Here is a 19,973-nt window from a genome sequence, read left to right as displayed (position 1 = left end):
CCCTAAATAACCTAACGCTAATCCCTTCCCATACCAGGCTAAATAGACATTATCGGGGTCATTTTGCTTAATCGCCTCATCAAAGGCTTTAATTGCTTCCTCATACCTTTCTAACCGCCATAATTGTCCTCCCCTTTCTATCCAAATATCCGCCTTCGCATTGGTATTAGGAACAATAATACTATCAATCGCTTTAATAATTTCTTGTTGTTGTTGCGGACTAACTTGGGGTTGAGCAGTGGTTAATAATTGCGGTTTTACCTTCAATCTTTCTTGCAATCCGATAAAAGTGCTAATGGGAATCCCTAAACTAAACCCTAACTGAATTTTCCCCCCCCCTGCTCCTTCTGAACGTCCATGAATCCCTATTACTCTCCCCTGGGAGTCTAAGACTGCACCGCCACTCATGCCCCCAAATGTGATGCTGGTATAAACTAATTCATACCCTCCGGTTAAAGAAGCAACACTTTGTAATGTTCCTCCTTGTTCATTGCTTAAAGGACTTTGGCGGGTTAGTAGTAATCCCGTTTCTTTCTCGATAATTCTACCGCCACTAAACAACCATTTCGAGGGATTGTCGCCAATTTTGGGGAAGCCTGCGGCAAAAACAAAATCACCGGTATTTGGGTTATAATTCGCTATTTCCGCAACGGGATAATTGTCCAGGCTTTCAAACTGAAAAACTGCTAAATCTACCCCTTCCTGCCGAATAATGGTGCTTTTCTCGATGTTTCGAGTTTTGCCGTCGCTGGTGACGACGGTGTAGGTGTAATCAGCACAGCTGTCGGTGCGTGCCATTTCTCCGCAAAGGACGTGATCGGCGGTTAAAACCGTGTAAATATTCCCTTTTTTAGCGATAATGACACCGCTACCGTTTCCACCGCTCGTACTATCAATCCGGACGGTGAAACCCTTCGCTTTCGTTTCTAATTCGGCGATATAGTCAGTAGGGGCGGTGGTTTCTATATCGGGGTTCACCGGCGGTAGGGGTAGGTTATAGGCGCTGAGGATTTCGGGACGGATGTAGGTTAATAGGGTATTGATAGAAATGCCCCAGTTAACCGCTCTCATCTGTTGGATTTCTGCGTCTGTGGGTTTTGTACCGTCCTCGTAGATGTAGTTAGAGAGAATCGGATGGGCCGATCGCCCGTTAATGCCGATTAAATCCCGCTCGACAAAAATGCCGCCGCCACTCATTCCCTGCACGATATCGCCACTATAACCGACGCTGTAGCCCTCCCGGAGGGGTCGATCGCTCACCTGTTCGAGGGTTCCCTTTGTCGTCCGATACTGTCCCGTTTCGGCAACATATCCCGCGGCCACCACTTCTAAACCGATGCTGTTTTGATTGATGGTAAACTCTGCGATGGTGGCGATCGAATAGTCCCGGGTATCGCTAAACTCCAGCAGAGCGAGATCTTGATTCTCCGATAGGGAATTGGGGACAATGCGGGCCGCACGGCTGTGGCCGTCGTAAGTTTGTACCTGTAGGGTTTTCGTGTTGCGGGTAACGTGGGCGTTGGTTAGGATAAGGTAATTATCGCCTTTTTTAGCGATAATCGTCCCCGATCCCCGATTTGTCTCGCTAGTAATCCGAACGGTGACTCGTTGTAGGAATTGCTCCTCGGTAAGCTCCCGATCGCCCTGTGCCGTCAGAATGGGATGATTAGAAATATTTCCGGCAGCCGGGGTGATAAGGGTTAACCCGGGTTGAGGCAGTAGGGAGAAAAGAAGGATGAGGGCGATCGAAGGTTTGATCATTGTTGTTACCTAGGGTTTGCTGAATAAATGTGAAATGTAGGCAAGGTAAGAGTTTTGTCGTTTTTCTCGTGAAACAGGTGCAAGATTTTGAGAGAATCGTGCTTCAAAACCTTGCGTCTTCATCGGCCCGGGTCCTGTAGGGGCGAAGCATTCGGGCAATAACCTATCGGTGAAACCGGAGATTTTCTATCCGAATGCTTCGCCCGTACTTTTTCAGCAAGCCTTACCTTGCTATTTTAAGTAGTAAGAACGAAGAAAAAAGAAGATACCGGAGGTGGTGAGAAGTGCGATCGCTGGGGGAATAATCGGAACCCAGAGACCGAAATAACTAAAGAGAAGCCAACCGATACCAGTAAGGGAAATCACAGCGATCGCCACTGTCAAAAGTATCGTTTTTACCCGAAGAAAACGCCACGTTAATAATCCCCCCACCAGGGACCAACCCAGCACCCAGAAAGCCTCCTGTAGGGGATTCCAGAAAGCGATCGAGGTACGTTTTCCTGTCATTGTATCGAGAATTTGACTGACTGCGTGCGCGTGCAAATAAACCCCCGGAATTGCTTCCGATGGGTTGCGACTAAAGGGGGTTAAAAAATCATCGATCCCGGGTTCTGTTACTCCAATCAGGACAATTTTTTCCCGGACTGATTCGGAATTAAAACGCAGATCTAAAACCTGTCGGAGAGATTTTTTCGGGGCAATTTTGATGATTGCATCGATGCCATTATCGGCGATTCGACGGTAAGCGAGCATAACTTGACGGCCGGATCGGGTATCGGATTGACTGGTTCTGTAGGGGCCGCGGTTGGATTGCAGCCAGTCACCGAGATGAGTATCCCCGATATTAATTTCTAGAATTCCCCGCTGCAGTTTATTGCAGTCAAAATCTTGATTCTGGGATTCTAGATATCGTTTGGCAATTAGGAGACTAAAACTAGGAGCATAATCTTTAAAATTACAGGACATTGAGTCAACTTTGGCCAAAGAATCCGGGGGAAGACAGGGAGAGGTGCGATCGAGTTTTGCCTGATATAAAAAACGACGAATTCGGGGAACTCCGGCAATGGTTTCGTCTGGGACTATGTTACTAAAACCACTCTGATTTTTTGGCAGTTCCGGGGGTGGGGGAAATCCGTCTGGTTGTGGGTAATTATTAAACTTACAAATCGAGATAAAATTAGGAGTATTTTGTAATTGTTTGGCTAGGGGTGGATAATCTTGACTGGCAGCGATGGGACGGAGGATATCTAAGGCGATAATTTGCGGTTCGTAGGGCAGTAATTTATTTAAAAGCTGCGATAATGCTTCTCCTGCGAGGGAACGTTTTTGATCGCTTCCTGGTATTGTTGGTCTTTTCATACCCATGCGATCTTGATATTCCCAATCTTGGCGATCAATGGTAATAATTAATAATCTTTCATCGGGTTTATCTTTGGGTTTTAGTTGCATCAGGCGATCATAAATATTTAATTCTAAGGGTTCTAAAATTCCTGTTTCTCTTATTGCCAAGACTGTCATGGCTACGGCTAAACCTAAACCGAAAGTTAGAGCAAATCGTCGCCAATTTTGTTGTTTTTGAGGGGAGTTACTGAAACTATGCCAAGTGGGGGGTTCTTCGGTGGGATTGGGGCAAACTACGGGCAGCCAACTGGCACAGGGATAGTCTTTTTCCCAGTCATCGTGGAGATTTTTTTGGGCTTCATGTACGGCGCTATAGAGAGATTTATTATTGGTAAAAGCGGTTAAAAAGTATTGCAGAAATTTGGGAGAAACAGGATCGGGTAATTTCTCGCGCATAAAGATTAGATGGGGTAATGCCATCCCTTTTTCCCGTGATAGTTGTTGTGCCAAACCGATACCATCACAGGAGTTAAATATCGCTAACTTTAACCCGTTTTTAGTAGCTTCTCCCAGGGAAAAGCTAAAATCAGCTATCTTTAATTTATGAGTTTCTGTTAGTTGAATTTCGCAATCTTGGCCATCTTCTGTACTGGCACTATGACCGCTAAAAAAGAGAATATTCCAAGTTTCTTGACGCAATAACTGATTTAATTTTTGCGGGTGAGGGGCTTTTTCCCAGATAATTTCGGCTCCTGCTTTTCCCGCAATATCGTCTAAAGTTTTGCGATCTTCTTCGAGAAATCTTAAGTCGGTGGCATAGCCTAAAATGGCTAAAATCCGAATTTTTTCATGATTTTTTAATTGTCTGGTTAAGGTATCGTATTCCGAGACAATAATGGCTATATCTGCGCCAGTATTTTGGAGGATTTCCCATTTTTCCCAGGGGAATCTTTGCAGCCAAATATTATCGGTTTGTAACCAGATACGAAAGTTATTGCCAGAGCGCAGAATTGCGGTTTTAATCGGTTCAAATTCTGGGCTATTATTCAACCATTTGTTTAAGTTATCCTCAAATAATTTGGCTTTTTCTTGGCAGTTTTTAAAGACTAAACTCTGCTGAGAACTATTGGTAATTTGTTGGGGATTGCTATCTTTTAAGACTTTAAAAAATCCCTCTAATTCACTATAGTGACGTTGCCATTGACGGTAAAGAGTTAATAACTCTAAATTAGCTGGTAGCCTTGCTTTGATCACAGTTTGGGGACGAGAATTAAGATCGGGACGAATTTCTAATTTTACTTTAAATCCCCGATCAAATGTGCCATCTAGTTCGAGAGTTAGGAGTTTAATCATTAAGTTTTTCCTCGCTTATACTTGTAAATATTCGGTTACTCTTGCCGATTCTAAGGCCACTTCAATAAAGAATTTATCCCCCAATTCAGCATCAAATCGATAACGAATAAATTCATCGTTATCTGTGGCAATTACTTCTCGAAAAACCTGACCAGTTTCGGTGAGAATAGTTAATTTTAAATGGGGGGGTAAAGTGCTTGTTTCTCCGGTGGGGTAAACAGTCGCTTGCAGGCTAAATACTTCTTCAGTTTTAGCGATAGTAATCATCAAAGCGAGGGGATTTCCCAGTAATTCTACTCCTAAATCTTTGATGCGTTTAATTTCTGTATTTTTGAAAGCTGGAACCAGTGACAGTGAGCTAAAATTGAGAATACTTTGCCAATCAATGGGGAAATTATCAGTAAACCAATTGGTTAACTTGACGGGGGATTTTTGCCGACGGGTAATTAAAATTTTTCTCCAGTTACTATTGACGATAACTGCTGCCCATTCTTGAAAAGTAACGGCTTTTCTGGGAAAGATTAACTGAGGATTAGCTAAGATGTCTAGTAAGGTTGTCAATCTATCTAAAGATAGTTTTTCTTCCATCTTTTCCCGTTCAATCTTAACTGCTTGTAATTGACACTCTCCCCATAAATCCAAAGAATCTGATCCTGATTGCAGTTGATTTCTCGGTAGAGAGTAGTTAAGATTACGCTTAATATATTGTCCTTTTTCCTTAATATCTTTATGGGTAGTATAACCCCAAATTCTTAGATGACTTTCGGCAGTGTTTACCTGTACCGCTAGATAATAATCACCAATTAATTGAGGAATATCTACCCATTCTTGAGGAATTTCGATCGCTTCTAGATCCAGAGTTTCGCTGGCAATAACTATTACTGACTTTTCGCCTAATTTAACGGTAAAACCATTAACTCCTAGTTGCCAGAAATCCTCTTGATTTTCTACTAAGCTAACCCCAAGCATCCCTGACTGTAGATAGTTAAAAATAACTTGTTGACAGAGATAATTAATATAAAATCTCTGACGAATACTGGCATCAGTAAAACTGGCACTTTTTGCCCAACTTATCTCTTGAATATCTGCGGGTATTTCTAGCCAAATGCTATCAGGAGTTAGTTCTAACCAATCATTAACCATAATTAATCCTCCTGAGTTGTTGCGCTGGTTTGATAGTAGTATGTTAGCCATGGTTCTATTGCCTTACTAATAACTTCTCTATCGTGAGACTGGAAAGAAATATGCAGGTTTTCGCTGGCCCAGGGTAAAAACTTTTTAGCGAGGTGACGATAAACTTTATCCAGTTCCCTAGAAACCTGATATTGTTTGATAACCACCGTGGTGATTTCTGTAATCTTAGCGGCAATTGCCACTTGTCCCAACCCTGAACCATAAGTCATCTCTAGAATTAACTGAATTTGCGGATGCAGTTTTGCCTGTTGCGGCTGCTGACAAATCTGTGAAATTTCTGCGCGTAACCAAGCTAGAATTTTTTGGTGATTTTGTTGCGACTCGCGAAAATTTTCCGCCGCTTCTAATTGCTGCCAAGGGTTATTATGGAGAGTATCTTCGATCATTTCTTCCCTCGTGCTACTTTCCCCACCCCCTAAAGGTTGCTGTAAGGAAATTGTTTTTCCTTGGGGAAATAAATAATCAGAAATAGCTTGTCCCGCATCCTTTAACCATCGGGTAATTGTCGCAGAATTGATTTTGATGGTAGAGTGGCTATCCGAGTTATAAGCAGCGGCGATTTTTTGCCAGATTTCTGGACTAGGTTCCTGAATTTTACCATCGGTTTTTATTTTTGCCTGGGCATAAATTTCTTTATAGTAATCCCAAGCTAAAAGGTAATTTTCGAGAGTTTCCCCCACTAATCCCCTCGCCAGGAGAGCTTGGCTGAGACGCGCTCCGGTAGAATTAAGTAGTAGGCTCCAAGTATTATGGCCGAATGCTTGACTAATCTGACGGATGCGATCGATTAAGCGATATTTAATCCTCTGAGTGGCAAAATTATCGAAGCGAGTGGAGAATAAAGGCTTAAAGTCAGCTAAGATAGCCTCAAAACCAAGAATTCCTTCGTTAAAGTAGTCTTCGATCTGATAATCTAGTTTAGCTTGATATTTTTGATAGATTTCGGCAGCAGCCCAGTAGCAAGGTTCCTGCAAATAAGCGTATAAATGCCCACGGAAAAGATGATTTTGGGAACCGTGATTCTGATACTGTTGCTGAAAGAATAGGGACCAATACTCCTCGGACTCGACATTAGGATCGATTGGGCCATAGCTTTCCATGTTACGACGCAAACGCCGATCGCAATTCCATTGTGTCCTATTTTGCTGCAAAACTAAAAAGCAACAAAACTTCTCCAGCAAAGTCTCTCGTTTTTTCATCTAGCTAGTCCCCGTGGAGGTCAACTAAACTCTCTATCGTTCCACTTGCAGCTTTTATGCAGTATTTTGGCATTTGCTTACTAAGTGATCTTACTCGGTCTAGGAGAGTCACATTGACATACTCCCCCAACCCCCAACAGCTAACCCCGATGGAGGACCAGAACGGGCATATTAAAAAAAAAACCTGTCCAGTGTTCCTGAGAAACGTTAACATAAGTTAACAACCCCTTAACAACCGATAAGATCATCCCCAATTTATCAGGAGTTCGACAGCGTGAACAAAAACGGTAATAACAAAAAATGGCGCAATGCGGGACTATATGCCCTATTGTTAATCGTAGTCCTTGCCTTGGCCTCAGCTTTCTTTGATCGCCAGCCAGCAGTGCAACAGACTTGGAAGTATAGTGAATTTTTACAGGAAGTACGGGAAGGTAAAGTAGAAACCGTGCGCTTAAGTGCCGACCGGCAACGGGCGATCGTACCCACCCAAGATGGAGCAAATGTATTAGTTAACCTGCCCAACGATCCGCAATTAATCAACATCTTGGCAGAAAATAACGTTGATATTTCCGTACTGCCCCAAAGAGAAGAAGGAGTATGGGTAAGAGCCTTCAGTAGCCTATTTTTCCCTATATTGCTTCTTGTTGGTCTATTTTTCTTGCTCCGTCGCGCCCAAAGTGGTCCCGGTTCCCAAGCGATGAACTTCGGCAAATCGAAAGCAAGAGTACAGATGGAACCCCAAACCCAGGTTACTTTCGGTGATGTGGCCGGGATTGAAGGGGCAAAATTAGAATTAAACGAAGTGGTGGACTTCCTCAAAAATGCCGATCGCTTCACGGCAATTGGGGCAAAAATCCCCAAAGGAGTCCTTTTAGTCGGTCCTCCGGGGACAGGTAAAACCCTGCTCGCTCGCGCAGTAGCTGGAGAAGCAGGAGTCCCGTTTTTTAGCATTTCCGGTTCGGAATTTGTGGAAATGTTCGTCGGGGTGGGTGCTTCTCGCGTCCGCGACCTATTTGAACAAGCGAAAGCGAATGCACCTTGTATAGTTTTTATCGATGAGATTGATGCTGTCGGTCGTCAACGGGGTGCCGGTTTAGGGGGTGGTAACGATGAACGGGAACAAACCCTCAACCAATTATTAACGGAAATGGACGGTTTTGAAGGTAATACAGGTATTATCATTATCGCCGCCACTAACCGTCCTGATGTGCTGGATGCCGCTTTATTACGTCCGGGTCGTTTTGATCGCCAAGTGGTGGTGGATCGTCCCGATTACGCTGGCCGTAAGGAAATCCTTAATGTCCACTCCAGAGGCAAAACTTTGGCCCAAGACGTGGATCTCGATAAAATCGCCCGTCGTACCCCCGGTTTTACCGGTGCGGATCTGGCTAATTTGCTCAACGAAGCCGCAATTTTAGCGGCACGTCGCAATTTAACCGAGATTTCCATGGATGAGATCAACGATGCGATCGATCGTGTTCTAGCAGGTCCTGAGAAGAAAAATCGCGTCATGAGTGAAAAACGCAAAACTTTAGTTGCTTACCATGAAGCTGGTCACGCTTTGGTGGGTGCTTTAATGCCGGATTACGATCCCGTCCAAAAAATTAGTATTATTCCTCGCGGTCGCGCTGGGGGTTTAACTTGGTTCACTCCCAGCGAGGATCGCATGGAATCCGGGTTATATTCTCGCGCTTATCTGCAAAATCAGATGGCTGTAGCTTTGGGGGGTCGTTTAGCGGAAGAAATTATCTTCGGTGAGGAAGAAGTGACTACGGGTGCTTCTAATGACCTGCAACAGGTGGCACGAGTAGCGCGGCAAATGGTCACTCGTTTCGGCATGAGCGATCGCCTAGGGCCGGTGGCTTTAGGTCGTCAAAATGGTAATGTTTTCCTAGGTCGTGATATCGCTTCCGATCGAGATTTCTCCGATGAAACTGCGGCAGCTATTGACGAGGAAGTGCGTAACTTAGTGGAACAGGCCTATCGTCGCGCTAAAGAGGTTTTAGTCAATAACCGCGCCATCTTAGACCAGTTAGCGCAAATGTTAGTGGAAAAAGAAACCGTGGACGCGGAGGAGTTGCAAAATATCCTCGCTAATAACGATGTGAAAATGGCGGCTTTAGCTTAAGTTTTGTAACATTTTCTTGACAAACAGCATCCATCAGGGGGCTGTTTTTTTTGATAGCTGTTAATCGGGTGCATCTCAATTTTTGTCAATCCCACACAGAGAAAACGGGTTTCTCGGAGAAACCCGTTTTCTACTCATGTAATTTGGGATTTTTAAGCGGAAACTTTCTCCTAAAGTTGATTCAAGGTAGGGTTGATTCAAGGTAGGGTTGATTCATGAATCAACCCTACCCAAACCCCGAAGCGCATTAGTTTTTCGGTGGGATGCTTACAGATAGCTGCTGATATATCTGTAATAATTTAAGAGTCACTGATAATTAATGTGGGATGTACCCCTGTTAATCAGCTTCACAATACCCAGTTTAAATGCGTCTTAAGTAGGGAGGCACAATTATTTGTAGGATGGGTTAGCGGTAGCGCAACATGAGCGGACGTTGGGTTTCATGCTTCAACCCAACCTACGTTGATCTTATATTTAATTCCACCCACCCACTTAGCTTAACAGTCCTGTCTTTTCACTGATTACTGATTACTGATTACTGTTCACTGATTACTGTCATGTAGCGTCGATGACTACTTCCTCTTTACCTATTTTAATTGTTATTTGTGGGGCAACTGCCACAGGAAAATCCAGTTTGGCACTACAATTGGCCGAAAAGTTTAATTCAGTAATTCTCAGTGCCGATTCCCGACAAATCTATCGAGAATTTAATATTGGTACCGCTAAACCTAGCTTAGAAGAATGTCAGCGGATTCCCCATTATCTAATTGATATTTGCGCTCCTCAAGATAATTTTACCCTAGCACAGTACCAAGAACAGGCTGAGGATTTAATCACCACTCTCCACTATTCTCCTCTGTTTTTGGTCGGTGGTACGGGACTTTATATCAAGTCCATTGTCAAAGGTTTAAAAATACCGAGGGTTTCTCCTCAAGCGGATTTAAGACAGCAATTACAAGCTTTAGGACAATCCTATCTTTATCAAATTCTGACGCAGGTAGATGAGGAGGCTGCTAAAAAAATTCATCCCCATGATCAGGTAAGGACTTTACGCGCTTTAGAGGTTTTTTATCTGACAGGAAAACCTATTTCTAGTCAGCAGGGAGAAAACCCTCCCACTTATCCAATTTTACAAATTGGTTTAGATTGTTCCCCAGAAAGTTTAGACAAGCGGATCACTGTTCGTACTGATCAAATGATTGCAAAAGGATTAGTAGCAGAGGTGCAGAATTTGGGGGATAAATACGGTTGGGATTTGCAACTTTTGCAGACTTTGGGTTATGCAGAGATTAAGCAATATCTCCTCGGAGAAATTTCTTTAGAACAGGCGATCGATCTAATTATCCTCCACACCCGTCAATTTGCCAAACGTCAGCGCACTTGGTTTCGTGCCGATGCTGGTATTGTCTGGTTTCCCATCGATAAAGAAAATTTATTGGAATTGGTGGAACGAAAAATTATTTTGTTTCTTGAGGGGTTGTCAAGGCCCGATATAAAAACACATCATCCTGATTAAGGATTAACTGGAAGTTCTCATTTTGATTCAGTTTATTTAAGTGATCATCAATTAGTTCTGGTGAACTAGACCAACCGGGATGACGGCGATCGAGTAGGATATAATTAAATTGATTTAAATCTAGGGATTGGGAACCTTCGATCGCTAATTTGATCATTTCTCGATGGGTAAGATGGGGGGCAATTCTAGAAGTAGTCAAGACACTCTCATTGGTGGTAATTTGGGTGAGAGCTTTTTGGGTGGCGGACCAAGTATCGAGGGAATTTAAATACAGTGACCAAAAATAGCCGTATTTAGCTAAGGCAAAAAAGGCAATAATTGCCCAAGTAATTATCCATTTAGGCTGCTTCAACCAGCTGCTATTATGGGCTAAAGTGGCGATAACCGCTAGAAATAAAAAGGGCAAAATTGGCAGGGAATATTGAGTGGTTAAGTTTTTTTGTGGGGCATGATCTGCTAATAAATTTAAAGCGAGTGCGGGAATAGCGGCAATTATTGGGGCAGAATAGCGCCAGGATAAACCCCAAACTAAGGGAATAATTAATAGGATGAGGTATTCTAGATTGTTGCCAGTAAAGATTTTTCCTAAGACAAGATCGGGTTTGAGGAAAAGATTAAAGATAATTGCTGGTAAACTATCTCCTAGATAACTATATCGAGAATCGGCCATTTCGATAACTGCCGATTTTCCTGTCAGGAGAGGAATTAATAATTTCGTGGTGATAATAAACCAAAGAATGCCGCTAATAATAGCAATTATTCCTGGGATTTTTTTCTTTTCCCAGAGAAGTAACCAGATACCCATTCCCAACAATGTTAAAGAGAGAATTGCTTTACAACCGAGAATAATAATGATTCCTAGAAAAAATCCCCAGAGATTATTTAATCTTGCGGCCAAAATTGTCCAAAAAATGGCTGGCACTGCGATCACTTCAGGATGAAAATCAAAGAGATTAACATTAAAAATCAGGGGATAGAGCAGATAAACTAAGGCTAATGTATAAGCTTGTTTTTCTTTTAATCCCGCTTGTATTGCCAATTGCCAGAGGGGAAAAGCGGCAAGGGAAAGGGAAAAAGCTTGCAATAAAAGCAGCCAATAAACGCTCGGATAAATTTTATAAAGTAAGGCTATAGGATAGAGAATAAAAGCGATATGATCGCCTAAAATATGGTAGTCAACAAAAGATATAATCGGTAGTTTACCTTGAGAAATTAGGTAAACTCCCTGATCAAACCAACCAAGATCGAGAGCATTAGATTGAAATAAAATATGTCTGATGCTGCTGCAAATAAACAGGATTATTGTAGCGCAACCAATTAACCAAAATAAATAATTTTTTTTGAGCATAATCGTTAAGTTTTACTAGGATTTTTCGGGATTATTACGACAATACTGCCAGGTATCTCTAAAATAGGAAGCAACTTCAGTAAACCATGCTTTAAAAATATTTCTGTTCTCACTGGTGACGATAACCCCATTAATAAACTCTTGCCATTGGGGATCATTAGCGGGAAGAATGAAACCATAATAATCACAATTTAAAGGATTGCGGGGTATAAGTTGATAATCTTGTTCTAAGGATAAACCGAGAATGACAGCTTCTCCAATTAGCAGAATGCCATCACTAGCAAAAGCATCTATTCTATTCCTTCTTAAACTTTGGATACCCCGCAGTCTTCCCGTCACTCCTTGAAATTCCTGATAGGTAGCAAGAGGATATTTTTGTCTTAATAATTCTTGAGTGCTGGTATCTCGCAAAACTCCAATACTTATACCTTCTAAGGACGAAGAAAAGTTAAAATTATCCTGATTATCACTCCGAACTAAAAACTGAGTTCCCGTCACAAAAAAAGGACGGGAAAAACTGACACCATTGGGTATATTTTTTCTGATACTATTCGGACCACACTCGAAATCAACGGTTTTATTTTCCAATAACTGGAAGCGATTAAATAAAGTTGATTTATAAATTTTGACACTGATGATTCGGAGGTTTAATTTATGCTTGAGTTCCTCCCTGAGCAATTGGATAAAATCTAAGCATAATCCCTGCAAATTATTATTACTATCTCGATAGCCAAAAGGAATCGCATCTTCTCTCATAGCTACTTCTAATAATCCCGTGCGTTTAATTTTTTCTAGAACCGTTTCAGACTTAGCTGGGAGAGCAGCAAAAACATTAGATAAAATAACGAGAGTAAGAATAATTAATTTCATGGTTTTTGCCGAGATTATTTAAGATTTGTTATGGCCGTGATCCCATTGATCTAAAATGTCTTTGAATAATAATTCATCTAACCATGTTTTTACTACCACTGTCAAAGGTAAAGCCAATAATAAACCTAAGATGCCAAATATTTGAGCGAAGAAAATTTGAGCGATTAGGGTAATTGCTGGTAGTAAAGATACCTGTTTAGCCATGACAGTGGGTGTCAGCAAATAACTTTCGACATTTTGGATAATAAAATAGAGAATCAGAATAGCGACAATTTTCCAAGGTGCATCGATAACAGCAATTAGAATGGGAAAAATCACACTAGCAGTCGGTCCGATATTAGGGATAAAATTGAGCAATCCTGCTAGGATAGCATGAACGAGAACTAGATTAATTTGTAGAAGCAAAAGACCGAAACCACTGCATAATCCTACCATAGTTGAACTAATGGCAATTCCCAACAACCAATTACCTAAACCCGCTTCCGATAGGGTAAGAATTTCCTCGGCACGACGACGATAGAAGTTAGGAAATAATTTTAAAAAAGCTTGTCGATAGGGTTGGGGGTTGACTAACATCATCATTGCTAACACCAGCACGAATAATAATTGCAAAATGGCCGCTACTGAGTTAGAAAAGAAAGTAAAAAAGTTACTAAAAACAAAGGTTCCTAAAGGTTGTAACTGCTGGACTAAATCACTTAAATTAGGCAGCGATGGCAACCAATCAAATTGGAATTGTTGTCGCCATCGAATCGAGTTATTACGGACTAAATCCCAAGCTTTCGGTAAAAGTTCAATTAATTTTTGAAACTGTTCGATAAAGGGGGGAACGATAATTATAAAAAATAAAATCACAATTGCTAGACTCGTCAGCAGGGTGATTAAAATAGCCAAACCCCTTTTAATCCCCAATCTCTGCAATCCTTTCACACATCTATTTAAGGCTACGGTAAACACGATCGCCATAAAAATCAATAATAACAGCTGTCGAATCTGCCACAATACATACAGAGCCATTATTAAACAGATAAACCCCAACCACTGACCAAATTTCACAACCTTGATTTATCCTATCGGGACAAGTTTTATCATACAGCAGTCGGGAGGCGGTCGGCGGTCGGCAGGTTTTAGGTGTTGGGGTTTTGGGGTGTTGGGGTTTTGGGGTTTTAGTTCAATTTCCCCACTTCCCCACCTCCTCACTTCCCCACTTCCCCACCTCCCCACTTCCCCACACCCCACCTCCCCACTTCCCCACACCCCACCTCCCCACTTCCCCACAGCAAAAATTAAGTTTTGTATCAAAAACTTGCTAGTTTTGCTGTTATGTGCTATACAGTTACGATCCAAAACAGGATAGAAAAACGAGATTTTCTTAATTACCAGACATTTTCTAAAATTTTATGGCAACTCTCCGAGAGTCAAATTATGCTGAAAGAAATCCTCTCCTAGAAAATCCGACAAGACTCAGAGAAATTGTAGCCATTAATGCTTTTATCCTTGTATTAGGACTTCGATAATGAAAGAATTGGAGCGATACTATAAAGTTTTAGGGTTAGATCATGGGGCATCTCTCGACGAGATCAATCAAGCCTACAAAGATTTGGTGTTTATTTGGCATCCCGATCGCATTCCCAAAGATAATCAGCGTCTTTTGGAAAAAGCCACTGCTAAACTGCAAGAAATTAACCACGCTAGGGAACAATTGCGGCAAATTCATCAAAATTCTCCTAAACGCTCCAATTCCCCCCCTAAAACTGAAAAACAGCCCGCCCACGCCTATAAAACTGCCTCCCCCTATCAGCCTCACCCTAGCCAACCCAGCCAAAATTCCCAAACCCATAGTCAACAAACCCACAGTCAACACAGCCACTCCCAGAATAACCATCAGGTCCACAATCATGCCGCCTGGCGCCCTCACTATCGGGATTTAAACGGAGCCGATTTACAGGGAGCCAACCTGAAGGAAAAAGATTTCTCTAGTCGCAGTCTCATCGGGGCAGATTTAAGCCATGCCGACTTAAGCGATAGCTTCCTGCACAAAATTAACCTAGAAAAAGCTAATCTGTATAAAGCTAATCTTTTTCGCGCCAATCTCCTCGAAGCTAACCTTAAAGGCGCAAATTTACAGGAAGCCAATCTCATCGGGGCGGATTTAAGCGGGGCGGATCTGTCGGCGGCAGATTTACGCGGGGCAAAAATTGGCTTTGGTAAGCGTATTATGGTGAAATTAACTGGAGCAATTTTAACAGGAACAATTCTCCCCGATGGTTCGATTCATCAATGAATAACCTCCTGCTAATTTTGATATTTTTTTAATAGGAACTATCACCCGATGGGCATTTATTACACAATCGCTGCTGTTTTTCTAGGAATGCAATTAGCTGCAGAAGAGAATTTATCAGCGGCGAATCCTGATTTTTTACGTCTGCAAAAAGCTCTAGAAAAACACAATTTTATCGTCAAAATTGCCCCGCCACCAGTGCGAGAAGCCTATGGTTTATTTGATAGTAAAACTAGAATTATTTGGATTCATCCCCTAGTTTTTGACTTAGGTATTGCCCGACCAACATTAATTCATGAAGCTGTCCATGCCGCTCAACTTTGTCATGGAGGCAAAACAGTTAAAGCTCTTAATTTAGGCATAGAACCCCCGGCAATGACCAGAAGATTTTTTATGAATTATGAGGGTTTTAGCCGACAAATTGAAGCGGAAGCCTATACTGTTCAAGTTCAGCCCGATGGTCTAAATTTAGTCATTTCTTTACTGCAAAAATATTGTCCTTAGAAAACCTGTCCTTAAATCTACCAATCCCGTTCTAATTCTTCGGCCACACGACGATAATCGGCGCTGGCTTCTTGGGCGTTTTTACCCCGCCAATTGGTAATAGCAACCCCGTCTAAAACGGCTTTTTCGTGGGCCTTATAATTTCTGACAAAAGCATGACAGGCGGGAATACCTAATTCTAATAAAGTATTTTGTGCTTCTAAAGTTTCCTTAAGACTACGAGAATCCACTTTTGTTAATAAAACCCGATAGGCAATTCCTAGGGGTTTAACTGCCGTGCGTACCGTGTCAATTAAAGCCATTAAATCCATCGGTGCGGGAGGAGTCGGTAAAATTAAATAATCTGATTCTGCTATTACTGCCGTAAGTAATTCGGAGCGCAAAGCTGGTGGTGTGTCAATCACGATCAGATCGTACTCGATAATTTGACGCAATTCTCCTAATTTCTCTGTATTGATTTGCTTGGCTAAATCAAATACCATACCCGCTTGATTTCTTTCCACCCACCAAGTGGAGGAACCCTGCGGATCCGCATCCACCAGCAAAACACGCTGATTCTGCCCCCAAATTGCCGCTAAATTAACCGCAGTGGTGGTTTTACCCACACCACCTTTACCGTTGACAACAGCGAGAATTTTTGGGCTATTAGGCTTTAATTGCGAGTTTGTTGGGGAATTTGGCATTTTCAGTTATCGGTTATTTTAGCTCTCAGGAGACAGGAAACAGGAGAGAGGAGACAGTATTCGGGAGAGTGTTTTTAAGTAGTCGTGCAAAATTAATTTCCTAGTGAAGATAGGCAAGAGGCAAAAGGCAGGAGGCAAGAGGTGGTTAGATATGTGTAATTAATTTTGCTTAGGTACTTATTTATTCTCCCCCCTCCCCAATTCATAATTCATAATTCATAATTCATAATTCATAATTCATAATTCATAATTCATAATTCATAATTCATAATTTCTACTGATTACTGATCACTGAATATAACTAACCAGAAAGTTTTTGATCTAAGATTTGGCTAGTTAATTTAGGATCGGCTTTACCGCCGCTTTTTTTCATGACTTGACCGACAAAAAATCCCTTAAGATTGGTTTTACCAGCCCGGAATTTTTCTAACTCACTTGGATGGGCGGCGATAATTTCCTCGATCAGTTTTTCGATGGCAGAAGTGTCAGAAATTTGTATTAATCCTTTCTTTTCCACCAGCGCTTTGGGTGAACCGCCCTGGGTGAGAAGTTCGGGTAAAATTTCCTTAGCAATTTTGCCACTAATTGTTCCGGTTTCAATCAGTTTAACTAATTCGGCTAGGTCTGACGCTTGCAGGGCGATTTCTGTGATCGTCAGCTTATTATTATTCAAATAAGCGGCGATATCTTGACTGATCCAGTTAGCGACTAATTTCGCATTTGCCCCCGCAATTACAGCAGTTTCAAAATATTCGGCCACGGTGCGATCATCGGTTAAAACCCTGGCATCGTAGGCGGAAAGACCAAATTCTTCTTCATAACGACGACGTTTACGCGCGGGTAATTCCGGTAATTCTTCCGCCCAAGCTTTTAACTGTTCTGGGGAGACTTCTAGGGGGGGTAAATCCGGTTCGGGAAAATAGCGATAATCGCTAGAACCTTCTTTTTTCCGCATACTAATCGTCCGTTGAGTAGCTTCTTCCCAAAGACGGGTTTCCTGTACGATCAATTCCCCATTTTTGATCGCTTCAATTTGTCGATCAATCTCGTATTCTATGGCTTTTTGGATAGCACTAAAGGAGTTCATATTTTTAATTTCTACCTTAGTCCCGAACTTTTCAGTGCCTTTTTTGCGAACGGAAATATTGACATCGCAGCGCAGGGAACCTTCCTGCATATTACCGTCACTGATGCCGAGATAACGCACTAAACGCCTTAATTCTTGGGCATATTCCGCCGCTTCGGCCCCAGTGCGTAAATCCGGTTCCGAGACAATTTCCAATAATGGTACACCTGTACGATTAAAATCCACGAGGGAATGGGTGGAACCGGAGAGACGTTCGCTGCCGGCATGAACCAGTTTTCCCGCGTCTTCTTCCATGTGCAGACGGGTAATGCCGATAATTTTGCGGCTAACTTCCTTAGTTTTTTTATCGACGATCTCGATTTCTAGTTGACCCTGTTCGACAATAGGGAGATCATACTGGGAAATTTGATAATTTTTCGGCAGGTCGGGATAAAAATACTGTTTGCGATCGAATTTGCTATGAGGTGTAATTTTACCATCGATAGCTAATCCCAGTTTAACGGCACTGGCTAGGACCTCTTGGTTAAGGACGGGTAATACCCCAGGATAACCCAAACAGACGGGACAGACGTTAGTATTGGGGGGACTATCGAAGTTGGTGGGACAGGAACAAAATATCTTGCTTTTGGTGTTGAGTTGACAGTGGGTTTCTAAACCGATAATTGCTTCGTATTCAGTGGCAGACATATTTTCTCGCTCTCGCCGACACAGGAATGATCTGTTTACTCATTATAGTCGCGATTCTGGAGCATTCCCTCCCTTCATAAAACTTAATACTGTAGTTACTAATCACTTTATACAGCCTGAATATAGCTCAAAAAAGATAATTGATTCAACCAATGTCCGCCATTATTTTTAATTTTATGGAATAAAACAGGGAAGCTTATCGATAGTTTTTCACCGATAAACCTAGCTTTTCTAGTAGCGACCACCGACCAGCGAACCCCGAAAACCAAAACTTCCCACCTCACCATGAAGATAACCGCCATAAATCGCAGCAAAAATTAACTTCTAGAGACAGGATATTTGCTTAGTATAGAAATAGAGAGATTATACCTGAGAACTGACCCCATAACCGCCCACAAGCAATATAAGCGGCGAAAGTGATCATTTTCTAGGCAAGTATTGCCTTAGTAATTGACGATTTTTAATTTTTACTTGATTTTATGTCTTTAACTCTCTCAGAACAACTCAAACGAGAACAATTATCCTATCCCCAAACTCTCCTCCATCATTTGCAAAGGTTACGGCATTTTGTGACAGTAGAAGGAGAGGAGAAATTGCAGCAGTGGAAAAACCTGATTGAAAAGGATAATTTTCAACCTAGCACCCGTAATTTAGCCTATTATCTCGCCCTGAGACAAGAAGATATCCGGGATTTACAATTAGCTTTAATGCCCTGGGGATTATCTTCCCTCGGCCGGATTGAATCGAAAGTTTTACCGACCCTCGATGCCGTAATTGCCACTTTAGGGGCGGTTTGTCATCAAGAAGCCTCATTATTGCCAAAACATCCCCCTTTAGAGGCATTTTTCCAAGGAGATCAACTTTTAGCCTCCCATAGCGCCGAAGTTTTCGGCCTGCCTTCCCCCCGGCGTCGGGTGCGAATTATGGTGACAATGCCGACGGAGGCGGCAACCGACCCCGATTTTATCGCTCAATTACTGCGTTGCGGGATGGACTGTATTCGCATTAATTGCGCCCATGATGGACCCAAAGAGTGGCAGGGAATGATCGAAAATCTGCGCGAGGCGGTCAAAAATCCCGAAAATTTAGTCAATGGACATACCTGTAAAGTTTATATGGACTTAGCCGGCCCGAAAATCCGTTTAGAACAGATTTTAGCCCCCCAGTCCCAAACCAGACTATATCAAGGGGATTTTCTCCTCTTAACCACCCAACCGCCCCATACTGCCCATCCTCAGTATTTTCAGGCTAATTGTTCCCAACCGGAGATTATTCCCCAAATTCCCGTCGGGGCGAAAGTTTGGATTGATGATGGTCATATCGGGGCTGAAGTTATTGCCATAATGCCAGAAGGTCTCTTGCTAAAAATTACCCACGCTAGGGAGAAAGGGGAAAAACTCAAAGCAGATAAGGGCTTAAATTTCCCCGATACGGTCTTAAATATCGATCCTTTGACCGCAAAAGACCGGCAAGATTTAGATTTTATTGCCGAAAATGCCGATATTATCGGTTACTCTTTCGTACAAAAAGCCAGCGATATCGAGACACTACAGCTAGAGTTACAAAGTCGTTTGGGGGATGCTTGGCGACAAAAAGCAATTGTCGCCAAAATAGAAACACCTTTAGCCGTGAAAAATCTACCGGAATTAATCATCCATGCCGCCGGTAAACAACCTTTTGGGGTGATGATTGCCCGGGGTGATTTGGCTGTAGAAATTGGCTATCAAAGATTAGCAGAAATTCAAGAGGAAATTCTCTGGTTATGCGAAGCGGCCCATATTCCAGTAATTTGGGCTACCCAAGTCCTAGAAAATCTGGTCAAGAAAAGTATTCCCTCCCGGGCCGAGATTACCGATGCCGCTATGGCCGAAAGGGCCGAATGTGTCATGCTGAATAAGGGGGAATATATCCGGGAAGCGGTGACAATTCTCGATGATGTTTTACAAAGAATGCAGAGCCACCAAGCTAAAAAAACCCCCCAATTACGCGCTCTCCATTCTTGGGTTTAAGCAGTTTCAGTT

General features: G+C 42.3%; 14 protein-coding genes. 5 read left to right on the top strand and 9 right to left on the bottom strand.

Annotated elements, in window-relative coordinates:
* From MICAI_RS18490 to MICAI_RS18475, 4 genes are all read right to left on the bottom strand, one after another.
* A partial coding sequence (locus MICAI_RS18490; protein ID WP_039900502.1) for a tetratricopeptide repeat-containing S1 family peptidase occupies positions 1-1,761 on the bottom strand: 1,761 nt, incomplete at its 3' end.
* Positions 1,762-1,992: 231 nt separating this feature from the next.
* Positions 1,993-4,455 carry a CHASE2 domain-containing protein gene (locus MICAI_RS18485; protein WP_008205777.1) on the bottom strand — a complete coding sequence of 821 codons (2,463 nt, stop codon included), beginning with the start codon at positions 4,453-4,455 and terminating at the stop codon, positions 1,993-1,995.
* A gap of 15 nt (positions 4,456-4,470) precedes the next feature.
* Positions 4,471-5,598 carry a DUF1822 family protein gene (locus MICAI_RS18480; protein WP_008205775.1) on the bottom strand — a complete coding sequence of 376 codons (1,128 nt, stop codon included), beginning with the start codon at positions 5,596-5,598 and terminating at the stop codon, positions 4,471-4,473.
* A 2-nt stretch (positions 5,599-5,600) separates the two neighbouring features.
* Positions 5,601-6,848: a sigma-70 family RNA polymerase sigma factor gene (locus MICAI_RS18475; protein WP_008205773.1), complete on the bottom strand. Its 1,248-nt coding sequence runs from the start codon at positions 6,846-6,848 to the stop codon at positions 5,601-5,603.
* A 274-nt stretch (positions 6,849-7,122) separates the two neighbouring features.
* On the opposite strand from MICAI_RS18475, the gene ftsH3 reads away from it, so the two are divergent.
* A complete protein-coding gene (gene ftsH3, locus MICAI_RS18470) occupies positions 7,123-8,976 on the top strand; it encodes an ATP-dependent zinc metalloprotease FtsH3 (RefSeq protein ID WP_002763074.1) in 1,854 nt (617 codons plus the stop codon).
* 568 nt (positions 8,977-9,544) lie between these two features.
* A complete protein-coding gene (gene miaA, locus MICAI_RS18465; RefSeq protein WP_008205771.1) occupies positions 9,545-10,492 on the top strand; it encodes a tRNA (adenosine(37)-N6)-dimethylallyltransferase MiaA in 948 nt (315 codons plus the stop codon).
* On the opposite strand, the gene MICAI_RS18460 is transcribed toward miaA, so the two are convergent.
* From MICAI_RS18460 to MICAI_RS18450, 3 genes are read right to left on the bottom strand one after another with little or no spacing between them, the layout of a single operon-like run.
* Complete coding sequence (locus MICAI_RS18460; RefSeq protein WP_008205769.1) at positions 10,434-11,840, bottom strand: DUF2079 domain-containing protein; 1,407 nt, start codon at positions 11,838-11,840, stop codon at positions 10,434-10,436. The two genes, miaA and MICAI_RS18460, sit on opposite strands and share 59 nt — an antisense overlap.
* A 15-nt stretch (positions 11,841-11,855) precedes the next feature.
* Positions 11,856-12,710, bottom strand: coding sequence for an amino acid ABC transporter substrate-binding protein (locus tag MICAI_RS18455; protein ID WP_008205768.1), 855 nt, complete (start codon positions 12,708-12,710; stop codon positions 11,856-11,858).
* An 18-nt stretch (positions 12,711-12,728) separates the two neighbouring features.
* The gene (locus MICAI_RS18450) at positions 12,729-13,766 is read right to left on the bottom strand and encodes an AI-2E family transporter (RefSeq protein WP_008205766.1); all 1,038 of its coding nucleotides are present in this window, start codon (positions 13,764-13,766) and stop codon (positions 12,729-12,731) included.
* A 460-nt stretch (positions 13,767-14,226) separates the two neighbouring features.
* Here MICAI_RS18450 and MICAI_RS18440 point away from each other — a divergent pair, with 460 nt between their 5' ends.
* Positions 14,227-14,994: a pentapeptide repeat-containing protein gene (locus MICAI_RS18440; protein WP_008205764.1), complete on the top strand. Its 768-nt coding sequence runs from the start codon at positions 14,227-14,229 to the stop codon at positions 14,992-14,994.
* Between the two features lie 48 nt (positions 14,995-15,042).
* Positions 15,043-15,495, top strand: a complete 453-nt coding sequence (locus MICAI_RS18435) for a hypothetical protein (protein WP_008205762.1) — start codon at positions 15,043-15,045, stop codon at positions 15,493-15,495.
* A 17-nt stretch (positions 15,496-15,512) separates the two neighbouring features.
* On the opposite strand, the gene MICAI_RS18430 is transcribed toward MICAI_RS18435, so the two are convergent.
* Entirely contained in the window at positions 15,513-16,178 is a 666-nt protein-coding gene (locus MICAI_RS18430) for a ParA family protein (RefSeq protein WP_008205760.1), read from the bottom strand.
* A gap of 301 nt (positions 16,179-16,479) precedes the next feature.
* On the bottom strand, positions 16,480-17,952 hold the full coding sequence (gatB, locus tag MICAI_RS18425) for an Asp-tRNA(Asn)/Glu-tRNA(Gln) amidotransferase subunit GatB (protein WP_008205758.1): 1,473 nt from the start codon (positions 17,950-17,952) through the stop codon (positions 16,480-16,482).
* Positions 17,953-18,431: 479 nt separating this feature from the next.
* On the opposite strand from gatB, the gene MICAI_RS18420 reads away from it, so the two are divergent.
* Positions 18,432-19,961, top strand: a complete 1,530-nt coding sequence (locus tag MICAI_RS18420; protein WP_008205756.1) for a pyruvate kinase — start codon at positions 18,432-18,434, stop codon at positions 19,959-19,961.
* Positions 19,962-19,973: the final 12 nt, after the last annotated feature.

Source organism: Microcystis sp. T1-4, assembly GCF_000297435.1.
In the GTDB taxonomy this organism is placed as follows: Bacteria; Cyanobacteriota; Cyanobacteriia; order Cyanobacteriales; family Microcystaceae; genus Microcystis.
This window is presented reverse-complemented; position numbering and strand designations above follow the sequence as displayed.

What these genes read in the sequence shown, in the direction of transcription:
- MICAI_RS18455 (WP_008205768.1), bottom strand. Translation starts at nt 12,710, where the DNA reads ATGAAATTAATTATTCTTACTCTCGTTATTTTATCTAATGTTTTTGCT.
- MICAI_RS18485 (WP_008205777.1), bottom strand. Translation starts at nt 4,455, where the DNA reads ATGATTAAACTCCTAACTCTCGAACTAGATGGCACATTTGATCGGGGA.
- MICAI_RS18435 (WP_008205762.1), top strand. Translation starts at nt 15,043, where the DNA reads ATGGGCATTTATTACACAATCGCTGCTGTTTTTCTAGGAATGCAATTA.
- miaA (WP_008205771.1), top strand. Translation starts at nt 9,545, where the DNA reads ATGACTACTTCCTCTTTACCTATTTTAATTGTTATTTGTGGGGCAACT.
- MICAI_RS18420 (WP_008205756.1), top strand. Translation starts at nt 18,432, where the DNA reads ATGTCTTTAACTCTCTCAGAACAACTCAAACGAGAACAATTATCCTAT.
- MICAI_RS18475 (WP_008205773.1), bottom strand. Translation starts at nt 6,848, where the DNA reads ATGAAAAAACGAGAGACTTTGCTGGAGAAGTTTTGTTGCTTTTTAGTT.
- MICAI_RS18440 (WP_008205764.1), top strand. Translation starts at nt 14,227, where the DNA reads ATGAAAGAATTGGAGCGATACTATAAAGTTTTAGGGTTAGATCATGGG.
- gatB (WP_008205758.1), bottom strand. Translation starts at nt 17,952, where the DNA reads ATGTCTGCCACTGAATACGAAGCAATTATCGGTTTAGAAACCCACTGT.
- MICAI_RS18480 (WP_008205775.1), bottom strand. Translation starts at nt 5,598, where the DNA reads ATGGTTAATGATTGGTTAGAACTAACTCCTGATAGCATTTGGCTAGAA.
- MICAI_RS18430 (WP_008205760.1), bottom strand. Translation starts at nt 16,178, where the DNA reads ATGCCAAATTCCCCAACAAACTCGCAATTAAAGCCTAATAGCCCAAAA.
- MICAI_RS18460 (WP_008205769.1), bottom strand. Translation starts at nt 11,840, where the DNA reads ATGCTCAAAAAAAATTATTTATTTTGGTTAATTGGTTGCGCTACAATA.